Source organism: Mesorhizobium onobrychidis, from assembly GCF_024707545.1.
In the GTDB taxonomy this organism is placed as follows: domain Bacteria; phylum Pseudomonadota; class Alphaproteobacteria; order Rhizobiales; family Rhizobiaceae; genus Mesorhizobium; species Mesorhizobium onobrychidis.
In genome coordinates this window covers 4,547,915-4,564,328 of sequence record NZ_CP062229.1, presented here as the reverse complement: position 1 = coordinate 4,564,328, position 16,414 = coordinate 4,547,915, and the positions used below count along the sequence as shown (strand labels likewise).

Sequence of the window (16,414 nt, the reverse complement as noted above, 5' to 3'; positions counted from 1 at the left end):
CGATCGACCGATGCCGCCCCTCATTGCCCTGCCGGGCATTTCTCCCCCGTAAACGGGGAGAAAGAAGCTGACCGCAACCTTGGCGCACTTTCTGCGACGCTGGAGATTGGCGAAATCTTTGATGACCGCGTCCTTCTCCCCGTTCACGGGGAGAAGATGGCGGCAGCCAGATGAGGGGCGGCGCGACGCTTGCAAGATGGTCAGGACCGGAGCGAAGGCCACTCCTTACAGCTCCGCGGCTTAATCGTAAAACGCCTCCACCACATTGCGCTTGCCGAGCATGAAGGCGTCGGCGACATGCTGCAGCGGGGCGAGATCGACATCAGAGATGCCGGCGCGCACGATCTCTGCGAAACGCCTGTAGAGCATCGGATATTCGGCTTCCGGCTCGTCGTGAACGACGCGGCCGTCGACCGCCAGTTTTGAGCCGCCGCCCGAAAGCAGCATCGCCCCCTTGTCCGTCTCGGCCAGGATGTCCCAGCTTTGCGGGCCGGTCTGGCGCCAGTCGAGTTCCATCGCCACCGGCAATCCGTTCGAGGTGCGAAAGGCGATATGGGCGGCGATCGGGGCGGCGCGGTTTTCGGGAAAATCGAGGATCGCCGAGCTGATGAACATCGCCGGCAATATGTGGGTCGCGATCGACAGCGCGTTGATGCCGGGATCGAAGACGCCGAAGCCGCCCGGGGCCCAGATCCAGTCCTGGTTCGGGTGCCAGCGGCGCACGTCTTCCTTCCAGTTGATGGCAGCCGATCTGATCGTGGTCGAGCCGAGAAAATCGCGCGCGGCCTCGACTGCCGGGGCATAGCGCGAATGCCAGCTCGCGAACAGCGAGACGCCGTTCGCGACCGCTAGCGCCTTCAAATCCTCGACCTCGCTCACCGTGGCGCCGGGCGGCTTTTCCAGGAAGACATGTTTTTTCGCCGCCAGTGCTGTCCGCGCGGCGTCGTAGCGGAACTGCGGCGGCATGCAGAGCGATACGGCCTCAAGCTCCGGCACCGCGTCGAGCATCGCCTCGATATCAGGAAAATTTGCAATGCCGTCCACCTTGCCGTGCCGGCTGGCGGCGGCGACGAGGCGGTAGTCCCGGTCCTTCGCCAGGGCTGGCAGGTGCTGGTCGCGGACGATCTTTCCCACCCCGACGATGCCGAGCTTGATAGGGTTGCTGTTCGAGGACATGGGAGACTCCACGGATTGGAAAATGCACTGCTCCTGGCAGCGATTGGTTCTCTTAGCAGAGAACCGATGCCGGGCAAGTCGCGGGAGGCTCGCCCGGCGGGCCGAGATAGAGCCCGCTTCAGACTGGCCTTGCTTCAGACTGGCCCTGCTTAGACTGGCCCTGCCTCAGACTGGCACGTCGAAGGTGACGATCGACACTTCGCCTTCGAGCGCGCCTTGATAGGCCGACAGGTGCGGCTCGTCGTCGGGCACGCCGTCCAGGTCGCCGATCTGGTCGAGCTCAGCCTCGGCGTAACCTTCGGCCGAGAGCGATTCGAGCGCCCGGCGCACCGCCGAATCGTCGTCGGGAGCGACCAGCATGACGTGGACGCCTTCCGGCTTGCCGTCTTTCCTCTTCCACGCCCGGCCTGTGATGATGGTGACCGGGCGCTCGTCATTGTCGTTCACGGGCTGATTCCTCCGGGCGAGGGGATTTGTGCTGTTCATGCCTCTTTTTCGCATGAAGCATGGCCGCGCAACAGCCGAAAGCCGGTCACTTTCTTCCCTCCTCTTGCAAAATGGCGAAAGAAAATTACATGCGCCTTTCGCATGGCTGCCAAGCCTCGGTTTCAGCGTAATATTTGGCGCTCCGGGGTTGACGGGCAACAGGCTTGCGAGTAGAAGCCGCCCAGTCAGAACCGATGTGAGGCTCTCCCTTCCGAAGCGACACGCTTTGGAGTTTGCCTCAAACAGGGTTCGTTTTACGAGCGAAAAGACATTTCCGGCGTGCATGAAGCGGTTTCCGCTTCCTCTGCCATTTGTTCGGGCAAGACCGCGAGGCGCGGTTTGTGGCCCGAATTTGCGTATGGAAATGACGCTTTGAGCGGCCCTGACCGGGCGAGACACGGAATTGAGAGACAAGAGGGTTTAATGCCTACCGTCAACCAGCTGATCCGCAAGCCGCGCATTGCGCCGGTGAAGCGCAACAAGGTCCCGGCCATGCAGCAGAACCCGCAGAAGCGGGGCGTCTGCACGCGCGTCTACACAACGACGCCGAAGAAGCCGAACTCGGCGCTGCGCAAGGTGGCCAAGATCCGTCTGACCAATGGTTTTGAAGTGATCGGCTACATCCCCGGCGAAGGTCACAACCTTCAGGAACACTCGGTGGTGATGATCCGCGGCGGCCGCGTCAAGGATCTTCCGGGCGTCCGGTACCATATCATCCGCGGCGTGCTCGACACGCAGGGTGTGAAGAACCGCAAGCAGCGCCGTTCGAAATACGGCGCCAAGCGTCCGAAGTGACCGAAGCGTAGCCAAGGTCATCCCGAACGGCGCCAAGCGACGATCCGGGATCTAGGCCACCACGCAGAATTGAGGCAGAGAAAAAATGTCCCGTCGTCACAGTGCAGAAAAGCGTGAGATCAATCCGGACCCGAAGTTCGGCGATTTGATCGTCACCAAGTTCATGAACGCCGTCATGTATGACGGCAAGAAGTCGGTTGCCGAGACCATCGTCTACGGCGCGCTTGACCAGGTCCAGTCCAAGACCAAGCAGGAGCCGGTCACCGTCTTCCATCAGGCGCTCGACAATGTCGCGCCGCATGTGGAAGTGCGTTCGCGCCGCGTCGGTGGCGCCACCTACCAGGTTCCGGTCGACGTGCGCCCCGAGCGCCGTCAGGCGCTGGCCATCCGCTGGCTGATCGCCGCCGCCCGCAACCGCAACGAGACCACGATGGTCGACCGCCTCTCCGGCGAGCTGATGGACGCGGCCAACAACCGCGGCACCGCCGTCAAGAAGCGTGAGGACACCCACAAGATGGCAGAAGCCAACCGCGCCTTCGCGCACTACCGCTGGTAAAGCGCGAACGAGACTGAAGAGGCACCTCCCATGGCCCGCGAATATAAAATCGAAGACTACCGCAATTTCGGTATCATGGCGCATATCGACGCCGGCAAGACGACGACCACCGAGCGCGTCCTCTACTACACGGGCAAGTCGCACAAGATCGGCGAAGTCCATGACGGTGCTGCCACCATGGATTGGATGGAGCAGGAGCAGGAACGCGGCATCACCATCACGTCCGCCGCGACCACGACCTTCTGGAAGGGTCGTGACGGCAAGATGCACCGCTTCAACATCATCGACACCCCCGGCCACGTCGACTTCACCATCGAGGTCGAGCGTTCGCTGCGCGTGCTCGACGGCGCCATTGCGCTGCTCGACGCCAATGCCGGTGTCGAGCCGCAGACGGAAACCGTCTGGCGCCAGGCCGACAAGTACCGCGTGCCGCGCATGATCTTCTGCAACAAGATGGACAAGATCGGCGCCGATTTTTACCGCTCGGTCGAGATGATCGGCTCGCGCCTCGGCGCGCATGCCGTCGTCATGCAGCTGCCGATCGGTGCCGAGACCGAGTTCAAGGGCATCGTCGACCTCGTCGAGATGAACGCGCTGGTCTGGCGCGACGAAACGCTGGGCGCTGCCTGGGACGTCGTCGAGATCCCGGACGATCTTAAGGCTCGTGCGGAAGAATACCGCGAGAAGATGATCGAGGCCGCCGTCGAAATGGACGAGACGGCGCTTGAGAATTACCTCGAAGGCAAGATGCCCGACAATGACGAGATCCGTGCGCTAATCCGCAAGGGCACCATTGCGGTGAAATTCTACCCAATGTTCTGTGGCTCGGCCTTCAAGAACAAGGGCGTGCAGCCGCTGCTCGACGCCGTCGTCGAATACCTGCCGTCGCCGGCCGACGTTCCGGCCATCAAGGGCGTCGACGCCAAGACCGACGCCGAGATCGAGCGTCATGCCGACGACAACGAACCGCTGTCGATGCTTGCCTTCAAGATCATGAACGACCCGTTCGTCGGCTCGCTCACCTTCGCCCGCATCTATTCGGGCAAGCTCACCAAGGGCATCTCGGTCGACAACACGGTCAAGGGCAAGAAGGAGCGCATCGGCCGCATGCTGCAGATGCATGCGAACTCGCGCGCCGACGTCGAAGAGGCTTTCGCCGGCGACATCGTCGCCTTGGCCGGCCTCAAGGACACGACCACGGGCGACACGCTCTGTGATCCGCTACATCCAGTCATCCTCGAGCGCATGGAATTCCCCGATCCGGTCATCCAGATCGCCATCGAGCCGAAGACCAAGAACGACCAGGAAAAGATGGGCCTTGCGCTGCATCGCCTGGCCGCCGAGGACCCGTCCTTCCGCGTCAAGACCGACGAGGAATCAGGCCAGACGATCATCTCCGGCATGGGCGAGCTCCACCTCGACATCATCGTCGACCGCATGCGCCGCGAGTTCAAGGTCGAGGCCAATGTCGGCGCGCCGCAGGTGGCCTATCGCGAGACGATCACCCGCAGCCAAGAGCAGGACTACACCCATAAGAAGCAGACCGGCGGCACGGGCCAGTTCGCCCGCGTCAAGATCCTGTTCGAGCCAAATCCGGAAAGCAGCGAATTCCTGTTCGAATCCAAGATTGTCGGCGGCGCTGTGCCGAAGGAATACATCCCCGGTGTCGAAAAGGGCATCAACAGCGTCATGACTTCGGGTCCGTTCGCCGGCTTCCCGATGATCGGCGTCAAGGCGACGCTGATCGATGGTGCCTACCACGACGTGGATTCCAGCGTTCTGGCCTTCGAAATCGCTGGCCGTGCCTGCTTCCGTGAAGCGGCGCCCAGGCTTGGCGTGCAGTTGCTCGAGCCGATCATGAAGGTCGAAGTGGTGACGCCGGAAGATTATGTCGGCAGCGTCATCGGCGATCTGAACGGCCGTCGCGGCCAGATCCAGGGCCAGGAAGCCCGTGGCGTGGCGGTGGTTATCAACGCGATGGTGCCGCTCGCCAACATGTTCAAATACGTCGACAACCTGCGCTCGATGAGCCAGGGCCGCGCGGCCTACACGATGCAGTTCGATCACTACGAGCCGGTGCCGACCGCGGTCGCTCAGGAAGTCCAGAAGAAATACGCGTAACCAGAACGGGTTGCAGCGCTAACTTAATTCAAAGCCCGCACGGGCGAGCAGGAATGGAGACATCACATGGCAAAAGGTAAATTCGAGCGTACAAAGCCTCATGTGAACATCGGCACGATTGGCCACGTCGATCACGGCAAGACGTCGCTGACGGCGGCGATCACCAAGTATTTTGGCGAATACAAGCGCTACGACCAGATCGATGCGGCGCCCGAGGAAAAGGCGCGCGGCATCACCATCTCGACGGCGCATGTCGAGTACGAGACGGCCGCCCGCCACTACGCCCATGTCGATTGCCCCGGCCACGCCGACTATGTGAAGAACATGATCACCGGTGCCGCGCAGATGGACGGCGCGATCCTGGTCGTGTCGGCCGCCGACGGCCCGATGCCGCAGACCCGCGAGCACATCCTGCTGGCCCGTCAGGTCGGCGTGCCGTCGATCGTGGTGTTTTTGAACAAGGTCGACCAGGTCGACGACGCCGAGCTGCTCGAACTGGTCGAGCTCGAGGTGCGCGAGCTGCTGACCAAGAACGAGTTCCCCGGCGACGACATTCCGATCGTCAAGGGTTCGGCGCTTGCCGCGCTTGAAGACTCCGACAAGAAGATCGGCGAGGATTCGATCCGCGAATTGATGGCTGCGGTCGACGACTACATCCCGACGCCGGTTCGTCCGCTGGACAAGCCGTTCCTGATGCCGATCGAGGACGTGTTCTCGATCTCGGGCCGTGGCACGGTGGTGACCGGCCGCGTCGAGCGCGGCGTGGTCAAGGTCGGCGAGGAGCTCGAGATCGTCGGCATTCGTCCGACCACCAAGACGACCTGCACGGGCGTCGAGATGTTCCGCAAGCTGCTCGACCAGGGCCAGGCCGGCGACAACATCGGCGCGCTGCTGCGCGGTGTCGACCGTGAAGGTGTCGAGCGCGGCCAGGTTCTGGCCAAGCCGGGCACGGTCAAGCCGCACAAGAAGTTCGTCGCCGAAGCCTACATCCTGACCAAGGACGAAGGTGGCCGTCATACGCCGTTCTTCACCAACTACCGTCCGCAGTTCTACTTCCGCACGACGGATGTGACCGGCATCGTGTCGCTGCCGGAAGGCACCGAGATGGTGATGCCGGGCGACAACATCACCGTCGATGTCGAGCTGATCGTGCCGATCGCCATGGAAGAGAAGCTGCGCTTCGCCATCCGTGAAGGCGGCCGCACCGTCGGTGCCGGCATCGTCGTCACCATCAAAGAGTAATTTGGACTTAAACCGATCTGTCGCGGGCGCTGCCCGCGCCGCGCCAGAACAAGGAAGTGACGCATGAACGGACAGAATATCCGCATCCGCCTGAAGGCGTTCGATCACCGGGTGCTTGACGCCTCGACGCGGGAAATCGTGTCGACGGCCAAGCGCACCGGCGCCAACGTCCGCGGCCCCATTCCGCTGCCGACGCGGATCGAAAAGTTCACGGTCAACCGGTCGCCTCACGTCGACAAGAAGAGCCGCGAACAGTTCGAGATGCGCACGCACAAGCGTCTCCTCGACATCGTCGATCCGACCCCGCAGACGGTCGACGCTTTGATGAAGCTTGATCTTGCCGCCGGTGTCGACGTCGAGATCAAGCTCTAAGGAACCAGAGAGGCGGGGCGACCCGGAACTCTGAAGGAACAAGAGGCGTGGAGGGGCGACAGCCCCGACAGGGAACTCTAAAGGAATTGAACCGATGCGTTCAGGTGTGATTGCAAAAAAGGTGGGAATGACCCGCATCTACAACGATGCCGGGGAACATGTTCCCGTCACTGTTCTCCAGATGGAGAACTGCCAGGTCGTGGCGCAGCGCACGCAGGAGAAGAACGGCTATACCGCCGTCCAGCTCGGCGTTGGCCTTGCCAAGGTGAAGAACACGTCGAAGGCGATGCGCGGCCATTTCGCGACCGCTTCCGTCGAGCCGAAGGTCAAGGTTGCCGAATTCCGTGTCTCCGCCGACAACATGATCGATGTCGGCGCCGAGATCACCGTCGATCATTTCGTCGCCGGCCAGAAGGTCGATGTGACGGGAACCACGATCGGCAAGGGTTTCCAGGGCGTTATCAAGCGGCACCACATGGGCGGTGGCCGCGCGACCCACGGCAACTCGGTCTCGCACCGTACGCACGGCTCGACCGGCCAGCGCCAGGACCCGGGCAAGGTGTTCAAGGGGAAGCATATGGCCGGCCACATGGGTGACACCCGCGTCACCACGCAGAATGTCGAGGTCGTCTCGACCGACGCCGATCGCGGTCTGATCCTGATCCGCGGCGCGGTTCCCGGTTCGAAGGGCGCCTGGATCCTGGTCCGTGACGCGGCCAAGGTTGCGCTGCCGGCCAATGCGCCGAAGCCCGCCGCAATCCGCGTCATTGCAGCCAGTGATGGCGCCAAGAACGATGCCCCGGCCACAGTAGATGCCCCGGCCACAGAGGGAGCGGAATAATGGACCTCAAGATCACAACGCTTGGCGGCAAGGACGCCGGCAAGGTGAAACTCTCCGAGGAGATTTTCGGCCTTGATCCGCGCGAGGACATCCTGCAGCGCGTCGTGCGCTGGCAGCTTGCCAAGAAGCAGCAGGGCACGCACAAGACCAAGGGTCGCGCCGAGATCGCCCGCACCGGCGCCAAGATGTACAAGCAGAAGGGTACGGGCCGCGCCCGTCACCATTCGGCACGCGCTCCGCAGTTCCGCGGCGGCGGCAAGGCCCACGGCCCGGTCGTCCGCAGCCACGAGCACGACCTGCCGAAGAAGGTGCGTGCGCTGGGCCTCAAGCATGCTCTCTCGGCCAAGGCCAAGAGCGCGTCGCTCATCATCATCGACGAACTGATGCTGACCGAGGCCAAGACCAAGGCGCTGATCGCGAATTTCGCGACGCTGGGCCTGTCCAACGCCCTGCTGATCGGCGGCGCCGAGCTCGACAAGAACTTCAAGCTGGCGGCGACGAACATCCCGAACATCGACGTGCTGCCCATCCAGGGCATCAACGTCTACGACATTCTGCGCCGCGGCACGCTGGTCCTTTCGAAGGCCGCCGTCGAGGCTCTCGAGGAGCGCTTCAAATGACCGACCTTCGTCACTACGACGTGATCGTCTCGCCGGCGATCACCGAAAAGTCGACCATGGCTTCCGAGCAGAACCAGGTCGTCTTCAACGTCGCCAAGAAGGCGTCGAAGCCGGAAATCAAGGCTGCCGTCGAAGCGCTGTTCGGCGTCAAGGTGATGGCCGTGAACACGCTTGTCCGCAAGGGCAAGATCAAGCGCTTCCGCGGCACGATCGGCCGCCAGAGCGACGTCAAGAAGGCGATCGTGACGCTGGCCGACGGCCAGTCGATCGACGTCGCGACGGGTCTCTGAGCAAGACCGCGAGGACAACAAACATGGCACTGAAAAAATTCAACCCGATAACGCCGAGCACCCGCCAGCTGGTCATCGTCGATCGCTCGGGCCTCTACAAGGGCAAGCCCGTCAAGGGCCTGACCGAAGGCCTGACTAAGTCGGGCGGCCGTAACAATTACGGCCGCATCACGGCCCGCTTCATCGGCGGCGGTCACAAGCGTACGTACCGCATCATCGACTTCAAGCGCCGCAAGTTCGACATTGTCGGAACTGTCGAGCGTATCGAATACGATCCGAACCGCAGCGCCTTCATCGCGCTGATCAAGTATGACGATGGTGAGCTGTCCTACATCATCGCCCCGCAGCGCCTTGCTGCCGGCGACAAGATCGTGGCCGGCGAAGCGGTCGATGTGAAGCCGGGCAATGCGATGCCGCTGGCCTCGATGCCGGTCGGCACGATCGTCCACAACATCGAGCTGAAGCCGGGCAAGGGCGCCCAGGTTGCCCGTTCGGCTGGCGGTTATGCCCAGCTCGTCGGCCGTGACCAGGGCATGGCGATCCTGCGCCTGAATTCGGGTGAGCAGCGTGTCGTCCACGGCTCGTGCATGGCCACTGTCGGCGCCGTGTCCAACCCGGACCACGGCAACATCAATGACGGCAAGGCAGGCCGCACGGTGTGGCGGGGAAAACGTCCGCACAATCGCGGCGTGACCATGAACCCGGTCGACCATCCGCATGGCGGCGGCGAAGGCCGCACCTCGGGTGGCCGCCATCCGGTTTCGCCTTGGGGCAAGCCGACCAAGGGCAAGAAGACGCGGTCCAATAAGGCGACCGACAAGTTCATCCTGCGCTCGCGCCATCAGCGCAAGAGCTAAGAAGAGGTAACGCCAAGTGACTCGTTCGATTTGGAAAGGCCCCTTCATCGACGGCTACCTTCTCAAGAAGGTGGACAAGGTTCGTGAAGGTGGTCGCAATGAGGTGATCAAGATGTGGAGCCGTCGCTCCACCATCCTGCCGCAGTTCGTCGGCTTCACCTTTGGTGTCTACAACGGCCAGAAGCACGTTCCCGTTTCGGTGAACGAGGACATGGTCGGCCACAAGTTCGGTGAATTCGCTCCGACCCGGACCTATTACGGTCATGGCGCGGATAAGAAGGCGAAGAGGAAATAATCATGGGCAAGGCCAAAGCTCCGCGCAGGCTTGCTGATAACGAAGCGCGCGCCGTGTTGCGCACGATCCGTATCAGCCCGCAGAAGCTGAACCTGGTTGCCGCGCTGATCCGCGGCAAGAAGGTCGCGACAGCGCTTTCCGATCTCGAATTCTCGGCCAAGCGGATTTCCGGCACGGTCAAGAAGACGCTGGAATCGGCGATCGCCAACGCGGAAAACAACCACGACCTCGACGTCGATGCGCTGATCGTGGCGGAAGCCTATGTCGGCAAGTCGATCGTCATGAAGCGGTTCCATGCCCGTGGCCGTGGCCGCGCCAGCCGTATCGAGAAGCCGTTCTCGCACCTCACGATCGTCGTTCGTGAAGTCGAAGAAAAAGTGGAGGCCGCATAATGGGCCAGAAAATCAATCCGATCGGTCTGCGTCTCGGCATCAACCGCACCTGGGATTCGCGCTGGTTCGCCAACACCGGCGAGTACGGCAAGCTGCTGCATGAGGACATCAAGATCCGCAAGTATCTTGAGAAGGAACTCAAGCAGGCCGCGATTTCAAAGGTCGTGATCGAGCGTCCGCACAAGAAGTGCCGCGTCACCATCCATGCGGCGCGTCCGGGCCTGATCATCGGCAAGAAGGGCGCCGACATCGAGAAGCTTCGCAAGAAGCTGATGGAGATGACGAAGTCCGAGACGCATTTGAACATCGTCGAAGTGCGAAAGCCCGAGATCGACGCGACGCTGGTCGCCCAGTCGATCGCCCAGCAGCTCGAGCGCCGCATCGCGTTCCGCCGCGCCATGAAGCGCGCCGTGCAGTCGGCCATGCGCCTCGGTGCCGAAGGCATCCGCATCAACTGCGCCGGCCGTCTCGGCGGCGCCGAGATCGCGCGCATGGAATGGTACCGCGAAGGTCGCGTGCCGCTGCATACGCTGCGCGCCGACGTCGACTACGGCACGGCCGAAGCGCACACCGCCTACGGCATCTGCGGCGTCAAGGTCTGGGTGTTCAAGGGCGAAATCCTCGAGCACGACCCGATGGCTTCGGAGCGCCGCGCCACCGAGGGCGATCATGCGCATGGCGGTGGTGGTGAGCGCGAACGCGGTCGCCGTCGCGAAAACGCCTGAGACAGTTGAGAATTTGGAGTTAGAACGATGCTGCAGCCAAAGCGCACAAAGTTCCGCAAGCAGTTCAAGGGTCGTATCCACGGTGCCGCCAAGGGTGGCACCAATCTGGATTTCGGCGGTTTCGGGCTGAAGGCGCTTGAGCCGAACCGCGTCACCGCGCGCGAGATCGAGGCGGCCCGCCGCGCGATCACCCGCGAGATGAAGCGCGCCGGCCGCGTCTGGATCCGTATCTTCCCGGACGTGCCGGTGACCTCGAAGCCGACCGAAGTCCGCATGGGCAAGGGCAAGGGCGCGGTCGATTACTGGGCGGCGCGCGTCAAGCCCGGCCGCATCATGTTCGAGATCGACGGCGTCAATGAGGAAACCGCCCGTGAGGCGCTGCGTCTCGGCGCGGCCAAGCTCTCGGTCAGGACGCGCTTCGTACAGCGCATTGCAGAATAAGGACGGGTTGATCATGAAAGCCGAAGACATCCGGACCAAGACCCAGGACCAGCTGACCGACGACCTGGCCAGCCTGAAGAAGGAGCAGTTCAACCTGCGCTTCCAGAAGGCCACCGGCCAGCTCGAGAAGACCGCGCGCGTGAGGCAGGTCCGCAAGGACATTGCGCGTATCAAGACCATCGCTGCGGAAAAGTCCGCGGCCAAGAAGGCTTAAGGACGAAAACCATGCCAAAGCGCATTCTGCAGGGCACCGTCGTCAGCGACAAAAACGAGAAGACGGTTGTCGTCAAGGTCGAACGGCGCTTCACGCATCCCGTGATGAAGAAGACCGTGCGCATGACCAAGAAGTACAAGGCGCACGACGAGAACAACGCCCACAAGGTCGGCGATCAGGTGTTCATCCAGGAATCGAAGCCGATTTCCAAGGACAAGCGCTGGACCGTAGTGTCTTCGGACCAGGCCTGATCAGGGCGAACGAAACGAATTTTGGACAGACCGGGGAAGGGTGAAGAACCCGTCCCGTTAGAAGAGAAGAAGGCGGCCAGTCATGATTCAGATGCAAACAAACCTCGACGTCGCGGATAATTCCGGCGCCCGTCGTGTCATGTGCATCAAGGTGCTGGGCGGCTCGAAGCGGAAATACGCTTCCGTGGGCGACATCATCGTGGTGTCGATCAAGGAAGCCATCCCGCGCGGCCGCGTCAAGAAGGGCGATGTGATGAAGGCGGTCGTGGTTCGCACGGCCAAGGACATCCGCCGTCCGGACGGCAGCGTGATCCGTTTCGACAAGAACGCAGCCGTTCTCGTCGACAACAAGAAAGAGCCGATCGGCACGCGTATCTTCGGACCGGTTCCGCGCGAACTCCGCGCCAAGAACCACATGAAGATCATCTCGCTCGCGCCTGAAGTGCTGTAAGGAGCCGGACCAATGCAGAAGATTAGAAAAGGCGACAAGGTCGTCGTGCTGGCCGGCAAGGACAAGGGCCGTTCGGGCGAAGTCCTCTCGGTACAGCCGAAGGAAGACACCGCGCTGGTGCGCGGCGTCAACATGATCCGTCGTCACCAGAAGCAGTCCCAGTCCCAAGAGGGCGGGATCATCACCAAGGAAGCGCCGATCCAGCTGTCGAACATCGCGCTGGCCGACCCCAAGGATGGCAAGCCGACCCGCGTCGGTTTCATCTTCCAGAAGGACGGCAAGAAGGTGCGCGTCGCCAAGCGCTCGGGAGAAGTCATCAATGGCTAAGGCTCAAACCAAGCAGGCGACTGCCCAGAACACGCCGCGCCTCAAGCAGGTCTACAACGAGACCATCCGCAAGGCGCTGCAGGAGCAGTTCGGCTACGAGAACGAGATGCAGGTTCCGCGCATCGACAAGATCGTGCTGAACATGGGCGTCGGCGAAGCGACCGGCGATTCGAAGAAGCCTTCGATCGCGGCGGAAGATCTTGCGCTGATCGCCGGCCAGAAGGCCGTCGTCACGCACGCCCGCAACTCGATCGCCGGCTTCAAGGTCCGCGAAAAGATGCCGATCGGCGCCAAAGTCACGCTGCGCAAGGAACGCATGTACGAGTTCCTCGACCGCCTCGTGAACATCGCGCTGCCGCGCGTCCGCGACTTCCGCGGGCTCAATCCGAAGAGCTTCGATGGCCGTGGCAACTATGCCATGGGCATCAAGGAACACATCGTGTTCCCGGAGATCAACTACGACAAGGTTGATCAGATCTGGGGCATGGACGTCATCGTTTGTACGACTGCGAAGACGGACGACGAAGCCAGGGCATTGCTCAAGGCCTTCAACTTCCCCTTCCGCCAGTAACGGCAGCGAGAAAAGGAAAAATCTGAAATGGCAAAGACCAGCTCAGTCGAGAAGAACAACAGGCGCCGCAAGCTTGTGGACCAGTACGCTGCCAAGCGTAAGGCTCTCAAGGCGATCATCATGGATCAGTCCAAGCCGATGGAAGAGCGCTTCCGCGCTCAGCTGAAGCTTGCGGCACTGCCGCGCAACTCGGCCAAGATCCGCATCCGCAACCGCTGCGAAGTCACCGGACGCCCGCGTGCCTACTATCGCAAGCTCAAAGTATCGCGCATCGCGCTTCGGGATCTCGGCAACAATGGCCAGATCCCGGGCCTGGTCAAGTCGAGCTGGTAAGGAGGACATAACATGTCATTGAGCGATCCTCTCGGCGATATGCTGACCCGCATCCGCAATGCCTATGGCCGCAAGAAGTCGAGCGTTTCGACGCCGGCCTCGCGCCTGCGTACCCGCGTCCTCGACGTGCTGAAGGCGGAAGGCTATATCCGCGACTACAGCCAGACCGACTTCGACAACGGCAAGTCCGAAATCGAGATCGAGCTGAAGTATTTCGACGGTGCGCCGGTCGTGCGCGAAATCGCCCGCGTCTCGAAGCCGGGCCGTCGCGTTTACGTTTCGGCGAAGTCGATCCCGCACGTCGCCAACGGCCTCGGCATCGCCATCCTTTCGACACCGAAGGGCGTGATGGCCGACCACGAAGCGCGTGAACAGAATGTCGGCGGGGAAATCCTCTGCCAGATCTTCTGATCTGGAGCGCGATCCCGAACCGAACCACGCAGTGAAAAGTGGAACCCGGCTTTCGGACAAGATCACGCTCGAAACAGAGACCTGAAACAAGAGAAGTGACGAGGACAACAAAATGTCTCGTATTGGAAAGAAACCCGTTTCGCTGCCGCAGGGCGTGACCGCGACCGTCGACGGCCAGACCGTCACGGCGAAGGGCCCCAAGGGTGAGCTGAAGTTCGTGGTGAACGACGAAGTGCTGGTCAAGATGGAAGGCAGCGAGATCGCTGTCCAGCCACGCGACCAGACCAAGACCGCCCGTTCCAAATGGGGCATGTCGCGCACGCAGATCGTCAACATCCTGCAGGGCGTCAAGGACGGTTTCGAAAAGAAGCTTGAGATCACCGGCGTCGGCTATCGCGCCGCCATGCAGGGCAAGAACCTGCAACTGGCGCTCGGCTTCAGCCATGACGTCGTCTACGAAACGCCGCAGGACATCACGATCACCGTGCCGAAGCCGACGGAAATCACCGTGACCGGCATCGACAAGCAGAAGGTCGGTCAGGTTGCTGCCGAGATCCGCGAATATCGCGGTCCCGAGCCGTACAAGGGCAAGGGCGTCCGTTACGCTGGCGAGAAGATCGTCCGCAAGGAAGGCAAGAAGAAGTAATTTCAACGCCGCGGGGAGCGGTCGCGGGAGGCTTGTCCTACCGCACAGGGTTGCCCCCGTATTTTGAAGGCAAGGAACTGATATCATGGGCTCGAAAGAATCCACACAACGCCGCGCTCAGCGCGTCCGCCGCCAGATCAAGAAAGTCGCGGGCGAGCGTCCGCGTCTGTCGGTCCACCGCACGTCGAAGAACATCTACGTCCAGGTGATCGACGACGCCAAGGGCCACACCATCGCTGCCGCCTCGACGCTGGAGAAGGACCTCAAGGGTTCGCTCAAGACCGGTGCAGACACTGCCGCCGCTGTGGCAATCGGCAAGCTGATCGCCGAGCGCGCTTCGAAGGCCGGCGTCAAGGAAGTCGTCTTCGACCGCGGACCGTACATCTATCACGGCCGCGTCAAGGCGCTGGCCGAGGCCGCCCGTGAAGGTGGCTTGAGCTTCTAAAGCATGATCCCGAACCGGAGGTCAGCGCAGCAAAAAGTTGCAGACTTTTCGGATAAGATCATGCGAAGGGAAAAATGAGTTTCGCCCCCGGCAACCCACAGAGGTGCCGGATATCATCATCAACCGTGCTTCCGGAAAAAAACAAGGAACAGGATATGGCACAGGAACGTAGGGATGGCGGCCGCGGCCGTGATCGCGAAGAGCGCGACGACGGCATGGTGGACAAGCTCGTCCACATCAACCGCGTCGCCAAGGTCGTCAAGGGCGGCCGCCGCTTCGGCTTTGCAGCACTCGTCGTCGTCGGCGACCAGAAGGGCCGAGTCGGCTTCGGTCATGGCAAGGCGCGCGAAGTGCCTGAGGCGATCCGCAAGGCGACCGAATCGGCCAAGCGCGACATGATCTTCGTGCCGCTGCGCTCGGGCCGTACGCTGCACCACGACGTCGAAGGACGCTGGGGTGCCGGACGCGTTCTGCTGCGCGCTGCCAAGCAGGGTACCGGCATCATCGCCGGCGGCCCGATGCGCGCCGTCTTCGAGACGCTCGGCATGCATGACGTGGTCGCCAAGTCGATGGGTTCGTCGAACCCGTACAACATGGTTCGCGCCACCTTCGACGCGCTGAAGAGCCAGATGCATCCCAAGGATGTGGCTGCTGCGCGCGGCATCAAGTATTCGACCCTTCAGGCCCGCCGCGGCACCGCCGTTGCGGCCGAAGAATAGTCGACGCTGACCAGGGATTTTGACCATGGCCAAGAAATCAACCAAGACCATCACCGTCGAGCAGATCGGTTCACCGATCCGCCGGCCGAAGGAGCAGCGCGCGACGCTGGTCGGCCTCGGCCTCAACAAGATGCACAAGCAGCGCACGCTGGAGGACACCCCCTCCGTGCGCGGCATGATCGCTGCCGTCCAGCATCTCGTCCGCGTCGTGGACGAGGGCTGAACCAGAGCGCAGGAGAACTCAGATGAAACTCAACGATCTGCGTGACAAGGACGGCGCGACGCATTCTAAGAAGCGTCTCGGCCGCGGCATCGGTTCCGGCTCGGGCAAGACCGCTGGTCGCGGCGTCAAGGGCCAGAAGGCCCGCTCCGGCGTCGCCGTCAACGGCTTCGAGGGTGGCCAGATGCCGCTCTACCGGCGCCTGCCGAAGCGTGGCTTCAACAACATCTTCGCCAAGAGCTTTGCCGTCGTGTCGCTGGCCCGCATCCAGGCCGCGCTCGACGCCAAGAAGCTCGACGCCAAGACGACCGTGACGGCCGAAGCGCTGGTCGCGGCCGGCGTCATCCGCCGCGTCAAGGACGGCGTGCGCATCCTCTCGGACGGCGACATCAAGGCCAAGCTCGCCTTCGACGTGGCCGGCGCCTCCAAGGCTGCCATCGAGAAGATCGAAAAGGCCGGCGGTTCGGTGAAGCTGCCGGAACAGGCAGCCGCCGAGTAACGGCGATTTGAAGCCGCGATCGGCAAGAGTGGGACACGTTTCGCTTTCGATTTGCGCTTTGATCCGATCAATATGGCGGCCGCGTCAACGCGGCCGCTTGCATGTTTGCAGTCCGGAG

General features: G+C 62.2%; 27 protein-coding genes. 25 read left to right on the top strand and 2 right to left on the bottom strand.

What is annotated here, in order from left to right:
• Nucleotides 1-240: 240 nt before the first annotated feature.
• Nucleotides 241-1,176, bottom strand: coding sequence for a Gfo/Idh/MocA family protein (locus IHQ72_RS22730; RefSeq protein ID WP_258117363.1), 936 nt, complete (start codon nucleotides 1,174-1,176; stop codon nucleotides 241-243).
• 165 nt (nucleotides 1,177-1,341) lie between these two features.
• The gene (locus tag IHQ72_RS22725) at nucleotides 1,342-1,623 is read right to left on the bottom strand and encodes a transcriptional regulator (protein ID WP_123150797.1); all 282 of its coding nucleotides are present in this window, start codon (nucleotides 1,621-1,623) and stop codon (nucleotides 1,342-1,344) included.
• 462 nt (nucleotides 1,624-2,085) lie between these two features.
• Between IHQ72_RS22725 and rpsL the strand changes: the two genes are divergently transcribed.
• The 25 genes from rpsL to rplO all read left to right on the top strand — a co-directional run bounded on the left by rpsL (nucleotide 2,086) and on the right by rplO (nucleotide 16,296).
• Entirely contained in the window at nucleotides 2,086-2,457 is a 372-nt protein-coding gene (rpsL, locus tag IHQ72_RS22720; RefSeq protein WP_006333356.1) for a 30S ribosomal protein S12, read from the top strand.
• A gap of 85 nt (nucleotides 2,458-2,542) precedes the next feature.
• The gene (gene rpsG, locus IHQ72_RS22715) at nucleotides 2,543-3,013 is read left to right on the top strand and encodes a 30S ribosomal protein S7 (protein ID WP_008875664.1); all 471 of its coding nucleotides are present in this window, start codon (nucleotides 2,543-2,545) and stop codon (nucleotides 3,011-3,013) included.
• A 30-nt stretch (nucleotides 3,014-3,043) separates the two neighbouring features.
• Nucleotides 3,044-5,134 (top strand): elongation factor G, encoded by a 2,091-nt coding sequence (fusA, locus tag IHQ72_RS22710; RefSeq protein ID WP_029352192.1) that lies wholly within the window; start codon nucleotides 3,044-3,046, stop codon nucleotides 5,132-5,134.
• 66 nt (nucleotides 5,135-5,200) lie between these two features.
• Nucleotides 5,201-6,376, top strand: a complete 1,176-nt coding sequence (gene tuf, locus IHQ72_RS22705; RefSeq protein WP_258117360.1) for an elongation factor Tu — start codon at nucleotides 5,201-5,203, stop codon at nucleotides 6,374-6,376.
• A 63-nt stretch (nucleotides 6,377-6,439) separates the two neighbouring features.
• Nucleotides 6,440-6,748 (top strand): 30S ribosomal protein S10, encoded by a 309-nt coding sequence (gene rpsJ / locus IHQ72_RS22700; RefSeq protein WP_006205468.1) that lies wholly within the window; start codon nucleotides 6,440-6,442, stop codon nucleotides 6,746-6,748.
• Between the two features lie 94 nt (nucleotides 6,749-6,842).
• Nucleotides 6,843-7,589 (top strand): 50S ribosomal protein L3, encoded by a 747-nt coding sequence (rplC, locus tag IHQ72_RS22695; protein ID WP_258117359.1) that lies wholly within the window; start codon nucleotides 6,843-6,845, stop codon nucleotides 7,587-7,589.
• Complete coding sequence (gene rplD, locus IHQ72_RS22690; RefSeq protein ID WP_027154042.1) at nucleotides 7,589-8,209, top strand: 50S ribosomal protein L4; 621 nt, start codon at nucleotides 7,589-7,591, stop codon at nucleotides 8,207-8,209. Before rplC ends, rplD begins: the two co-directional genes overlap by 1 nt.
• Complete coding sequence (locus IHQ72_RS22685) at nucleotides 8,206-8,499, top strand: 50S ribosomal protein L23 (RefSeq protein WP_010909275.1); 294 nt, start codon at nucleotides 8,206-8,208, stop codon at nucleotides 8,497-8,499. The genes rplD and IHQ72_RS22685 overlap by 4 nt, the downstream gene beginning before the upstream one ends.
• A 23-nt stretch (nucleotides 8,500-8,522) precedes the next feature.
• Entirely contained in the window at nucleotides 8,523-9,356 is an 834-nt protein-coding gene (gene rplB / locus IHQ72_RS22680) for a 50S ribosomal protein L2 (RefSeq protein WP_029352208.1), read from the top strand.
• Nucleotides 9,357-9,372: 16 nt separating this feature from the next.
• Nucleotides 9,373-9,651: a 30S ribosomal protein S19 gene (rpsS, locus tag IHQ72_RS22675; RefSeq protein WP_006205463.1), complete on the top strand. Its 279-nt coding sequence runs from the start codon at nucleotides 9,373-9,375 to the stop codon at nucleotides 9,649-9,651.
• Nucleotides 9,652-9,653: 2 nt separating this feature from the next.
• Nucleotides 9,654-10,043: a 50S ribosomal protein L22 gene (rplV, locus tag IHQ72_RS22670; RefSeq protein WP_023799292.1), complete on the top strand. Its 390-nt coding sequence runs from the start codon at nucleotides 9,654-9,656 to the stop codon at nucleotides 10,041-10,043.
• Entirely contained in the window at nucleotides 10,043-10,768 is a 726-nt protein-coding gene (rpsC, locus tag IHQ72_RS22665; protein WP_077377560.1) for a 30S ribosomal protein S3, read from the top strand. The genes rplV and rpsC overlap by 1 nt, the downstream gene beginning before the upstream one ends.
• Nucleotides 10,769-10,795: 27 nt before the next feature.
• A complete protein-coding gene (rplP, locus tag IHQ72_RS22660; protein ID WP_023799290.1) occupies nucleotides 10,796-11,209 on the top strand; it encodes a 50S ribosomal protein L16 in 414 nt (137 codons plus the stop codon).
• Between the two features lie 13 nt (nucleotides 11,210-11,222).
• Nucleotides 11,223-11,423, top strand: a complete 201-nt coding sequence (rpmC, locus tag IHQ72_RS22655) for a 50S ribosomal protein L29 (protein WP_006205459.1) — start codon at nucleotides 11,223-11,225, stop codon at nucleotides 11,421-11,423.
• A gap of 11 nt (nucleotides 11,424-11,434) precedes the next feature.
• Nucleotides 11,435-11,674, top strand: coding sequence for a 30S ribosomal protein S17 (gene rpsQ / locus IHQ72_RS22650; protein ID WP_023799288.1), 240 nt, complete (start codon nucleotides 11,435-11,437; stop codon nucleotides 11,672-11,674).
• 82 nt (nucleotides 11,675-11,756) lie between these two features.
• Entirely contained in the window at nucleotides 11,757-12,125 is a 369-nt protein-coding gene (rplN, locus tag IHQ72_RS22645) for a 50S ribosomal protein L14 (RefSeq protein WP_006205457.1), read from the top strand.
• 12 nt (nucleotides 12,126-12,137) lie between these two features.
• Nucleotides 12,138-12,452, top strand: a complete 315-nt coding sequence (gene rplX, locus IHQ72_RS22640; protein ID WP_013531428.1) for a 50S ribosomal protein L24 — start codon at nucleotides 12,138-12,140, stop codon at nucleotides 12,450-12,452.
• Nucleotides 12,445-13,023 carry a 50S ribosomal protein L5 gene (gene rplE, locus IHQ72_RS22635; RefSeq protein WP_023799287.1) on the top strand — a complete coding sequence of 193 codons (579 nt, stop codon included), beginning with the start codon at nucleotides 12,445-12,447 and terminating at the stop codon, nucleotides 13,021-13,023. Before rplX ends, rplE begins: the two co-directional genes overlap by 8 nt.
• 27 nt (nucleotides 13,024-13,050) lie before the next feature.
• The gene (rpsN, locus tag IHQ72_RS22630; protein WP_029352223.1) at nucleotides 13,051-13,356 is read left to right on the top strand and encodes a 30S ribosomal protein S14; all 306 of its coding nucleotides are present in this window, start codon (nucleotides 13,051-13,053) and stop codon (nucleotides 13,354-13,356) included.
• Between the two features lie 12 nt (nucleotides 13,357-13,368).
• Nucleotides 13,369-13,767 carry a 30S ribosomal protein S8 gene (gene rpsH, locus IHQ72_RS22625; RefSeq protein WP_006205453.1) on the top strand — a complete coding sequence of 133 codons (399 nt, stop codon included), beginning with the start codon at nucleotides 13,369-13,371 and terminating at the stop codon, nucleotides 13,765-13,767.
• 112 nt (nucleotides 13,768-13,879) lie between these two features.
• Entirely contained in the window at nucleotides 13,880-14,413 is a 534-nt protein-coding gene (gene rplF / locus IHQ72_RS22620) for a 50S ribosomal protein L6 (RefSeq protein WP_023799285.1), read from the top strand.
• A gap of 85 nt (nucleotides 14,414-14,498) precedes the next feature.
• Nucleotides 14,499-14,858 (top strand): 50S ribosomal protein L18, encoded by a 360-nt coding sequence (gene rplR, locus IHQ72_RS22615; RefSeq protein ID WP_029352225.1) that lies wholly within the window; start codon nucleotides 14,499-14,501, stop codon nucleotides 14,856-14,858.
• 155 nt (nucleotides 14,859-15,013) lie between these two features.
• Nucleotides 15,014-15,577, top strand: coding sequence for a 30S ribosomal protein S5 (gene rpsE, locus IHQ72_RS22610; protein WP_006333394.1), 564 nt, complete (start codon nucleotides 15,014-15,016; stop codon nucleotides 15,575-15,577).
• Between the two features lie 25 nt (nucleotides 15,578-15,602).
• Nucleotides 15,603-15,800 carry a 50S ribosomal protein L30 gene (gene rpmD, locus IHQ72_RS22605; RefSeq protein WP_258117355.1) on the top strand — a complete coding sequence of 66 codons (198 nt, stop codon included), beginning with the start codon at nucleotides 15,603-15,605 and terminating at the stop codon, nucleotides 15,798-15,800.
• A 22-nt stretch (nucleotides 15,801-15,822) separates the two neighbouring features.
• Nucleotides 15,823-16,296, top strand: a complete 474-nt coding sequence (gene rplO, locus IHQ72_RS22600) for a 50S ribosomal protein L15 (RefSeq protein ID WP_258117353.1) — start codon at nucleotides 15,823-15,825, stop codon at nucleotides 16,294-16,296.
• The last annotated feature ends 118 nt before the right edge of the window (nucleotides 16,297-16,414 follow it).

Excerpts from the sequence above, each read along its gene's own strand:
- IHQ72_RS22730 (WP_258117363.1), bottom strand. The coding sequence starts at position 1,176 with ATGTCCTCGAACAGCAACCCTATCAAGCTCGGCATCGTCGGGGTGGGA.
- rpsL (WP_006333356.1), top strand. The coding sequence starts at position 2,086 with ATGCCTACCGTCAACCAGCTGATCCGCAAGCCGCGCATTGCGCCGGTG.
- rpsG (WP_008875664.1), top strand. The coding sequence starts at position 2,543 with ATGTCCCGTCGTCACAGTGCAGAAAAGCGTGAGATCAATCCGGACCCG.
- fusA (WP_029352192.1), top strand. The coding sequence starts at position 3,044 with ATGGCCCGCGAATATAAAATCGAAGACTACCGCAATTTCGGTATCATG.
- tuf (WP_258117360.1), top strand. The coding sequence starts at position 5,201 with ATGGCAAAAGGTAAATTCGAGCGTACAAAGCCTCATGTGAACATCGGC.
- rpsJ (WP_006205468.1), top strand. The coding sequence starts at position 6,440 with ATGAACGGACAGAATATCCGCATCCGCCTGAAGGCGTTCGATCACCGG.
- rplC (WP_258117359.1), top strand. The coding sequence starts at position 6,843 with ATGCGTTCAGGTGTGATTGCAAAAAAGGTGGGAATGACCCGCATCTAC.
- rplD (WP_027154042.1), top strand. The coding sequence starts at position 7,589 with ATGGACCTCAAGATCACAACGCTTGGCGGCAAGGACGCCGGCAAGGTG.
- IHQ72_RS22685 (WP_010909275.1), top strand. The coding sequence starts at position 8,206 with ATGACCGACCTTCGTCACTACGACGTGATCGTCTCGCCGGCGATCACC.
- rplB (WP_029352208.1), top strand. The coding sequence starts at position 8,523 with ATGGCACTGAAAAAATTCAACCCGATAACGCCGAGCACCCGCCAGCTG.
- rplV (WP_023799292.1), top strand. The coding sequence starts at position 9,654 with ATGGGCAAGGCCAAAGCTCCGCGCAGGCTTGCTGATAACGAAGCGCGC.
- rpsC (WP_077377560.1), top strand. The coding sequence starts at position 10,043 with ATGGGCCAGAAAATCAATCCGATCGGTCTGCGTCTCGGCATCAACCGC.
- rplP (WP_023799290.1), top strand. The coding sequence starts at position 10,796 with ATGCTGCAGCCAAAGCGCACAAAGTTCCGCAAGCAGTTCAAGGGTCGT.
- rpmC (WP_006205459.1), top strand. The coding sequence starts at position 11,223 with ATGAAAGCCGAAGACATCCGGACCAAGACCCAGGACCAGCTGACCGAC.
- rpsQ (WP_023799288.1), top strand. The coding sequence starts at position 11,435 with ATGCCAAAGCGCATTCTGCAGGGCACCGTCGTCAGCGACAAAAACGAG.
- rplN (WP_006205457.1), top strand. The coding sequence starts at position 11,757 with ATGATTCAGATGCAAACAAACCTCGACGTCGCGGATAATTCCGGCGCC.
- rplX (WP_013531428.1), top strand. The coding sequence starts at position 12,138 with ATGCAGAAGATTAGAAAAGGCGACAAGGTCGTCGTGCTGGCCGGCAAG.
- rplE (WP_023799287.1), top strand. The coding sequence starts at position 12,445 with ATGGCTAAGGCTCAAACCAAGCAGGCGACTGCCCAGAACACGCCGCGC.
- rpsN (WP_029352223.1), top strand. The coding sequence starts at position 13,051 with ATGGCAAAGACCAGCTCAGTCGAGAAGAACAACAGGCGCCGCAAGCTT.
- rpsH (WP_006205453.1), top strand. The coding sequence starts at position 13,369 with ATGTCATTGAGCGATCCTCTCGGCGATATGCTGACCCGCATCCGCAAT.
- rplF (WP_023799285.1), top strand. The coding sequence starts at position 13,880 with ATGTCTCGTATTGGAAAGAAACCCGTTTCGCTGCCGCAGGGCGTGACC.
- rplR (WP_029352225.1), top strand. The coding sequence starts at position 14,499 with ATGGGCTCGAAAGAATCCACACAACGCCGCGCTCAGCGCGTCCGCCGC.
- rpsE (WP_006333394.1), top strand. The coding sequence starts at position 15,014 with ATGGCACAGGAACGTAGGGATGGCGGCCGCGGCCGTGATCGCGAAGAG.
- rpmD (WP_258117355.1), top strand. The coding sequence starts at position 15,603 with ATGGCCAAGAAATCAACCAAGACCATCACCGTCGAGCAGATCGGTTCA.
- rplO (WP_258117353.1), top strand. The coding sequence starts at position 15,823 with ATGAAACTCAACGATCTGCGTGACAAGGACGGCGCGACGCATTCTAAG.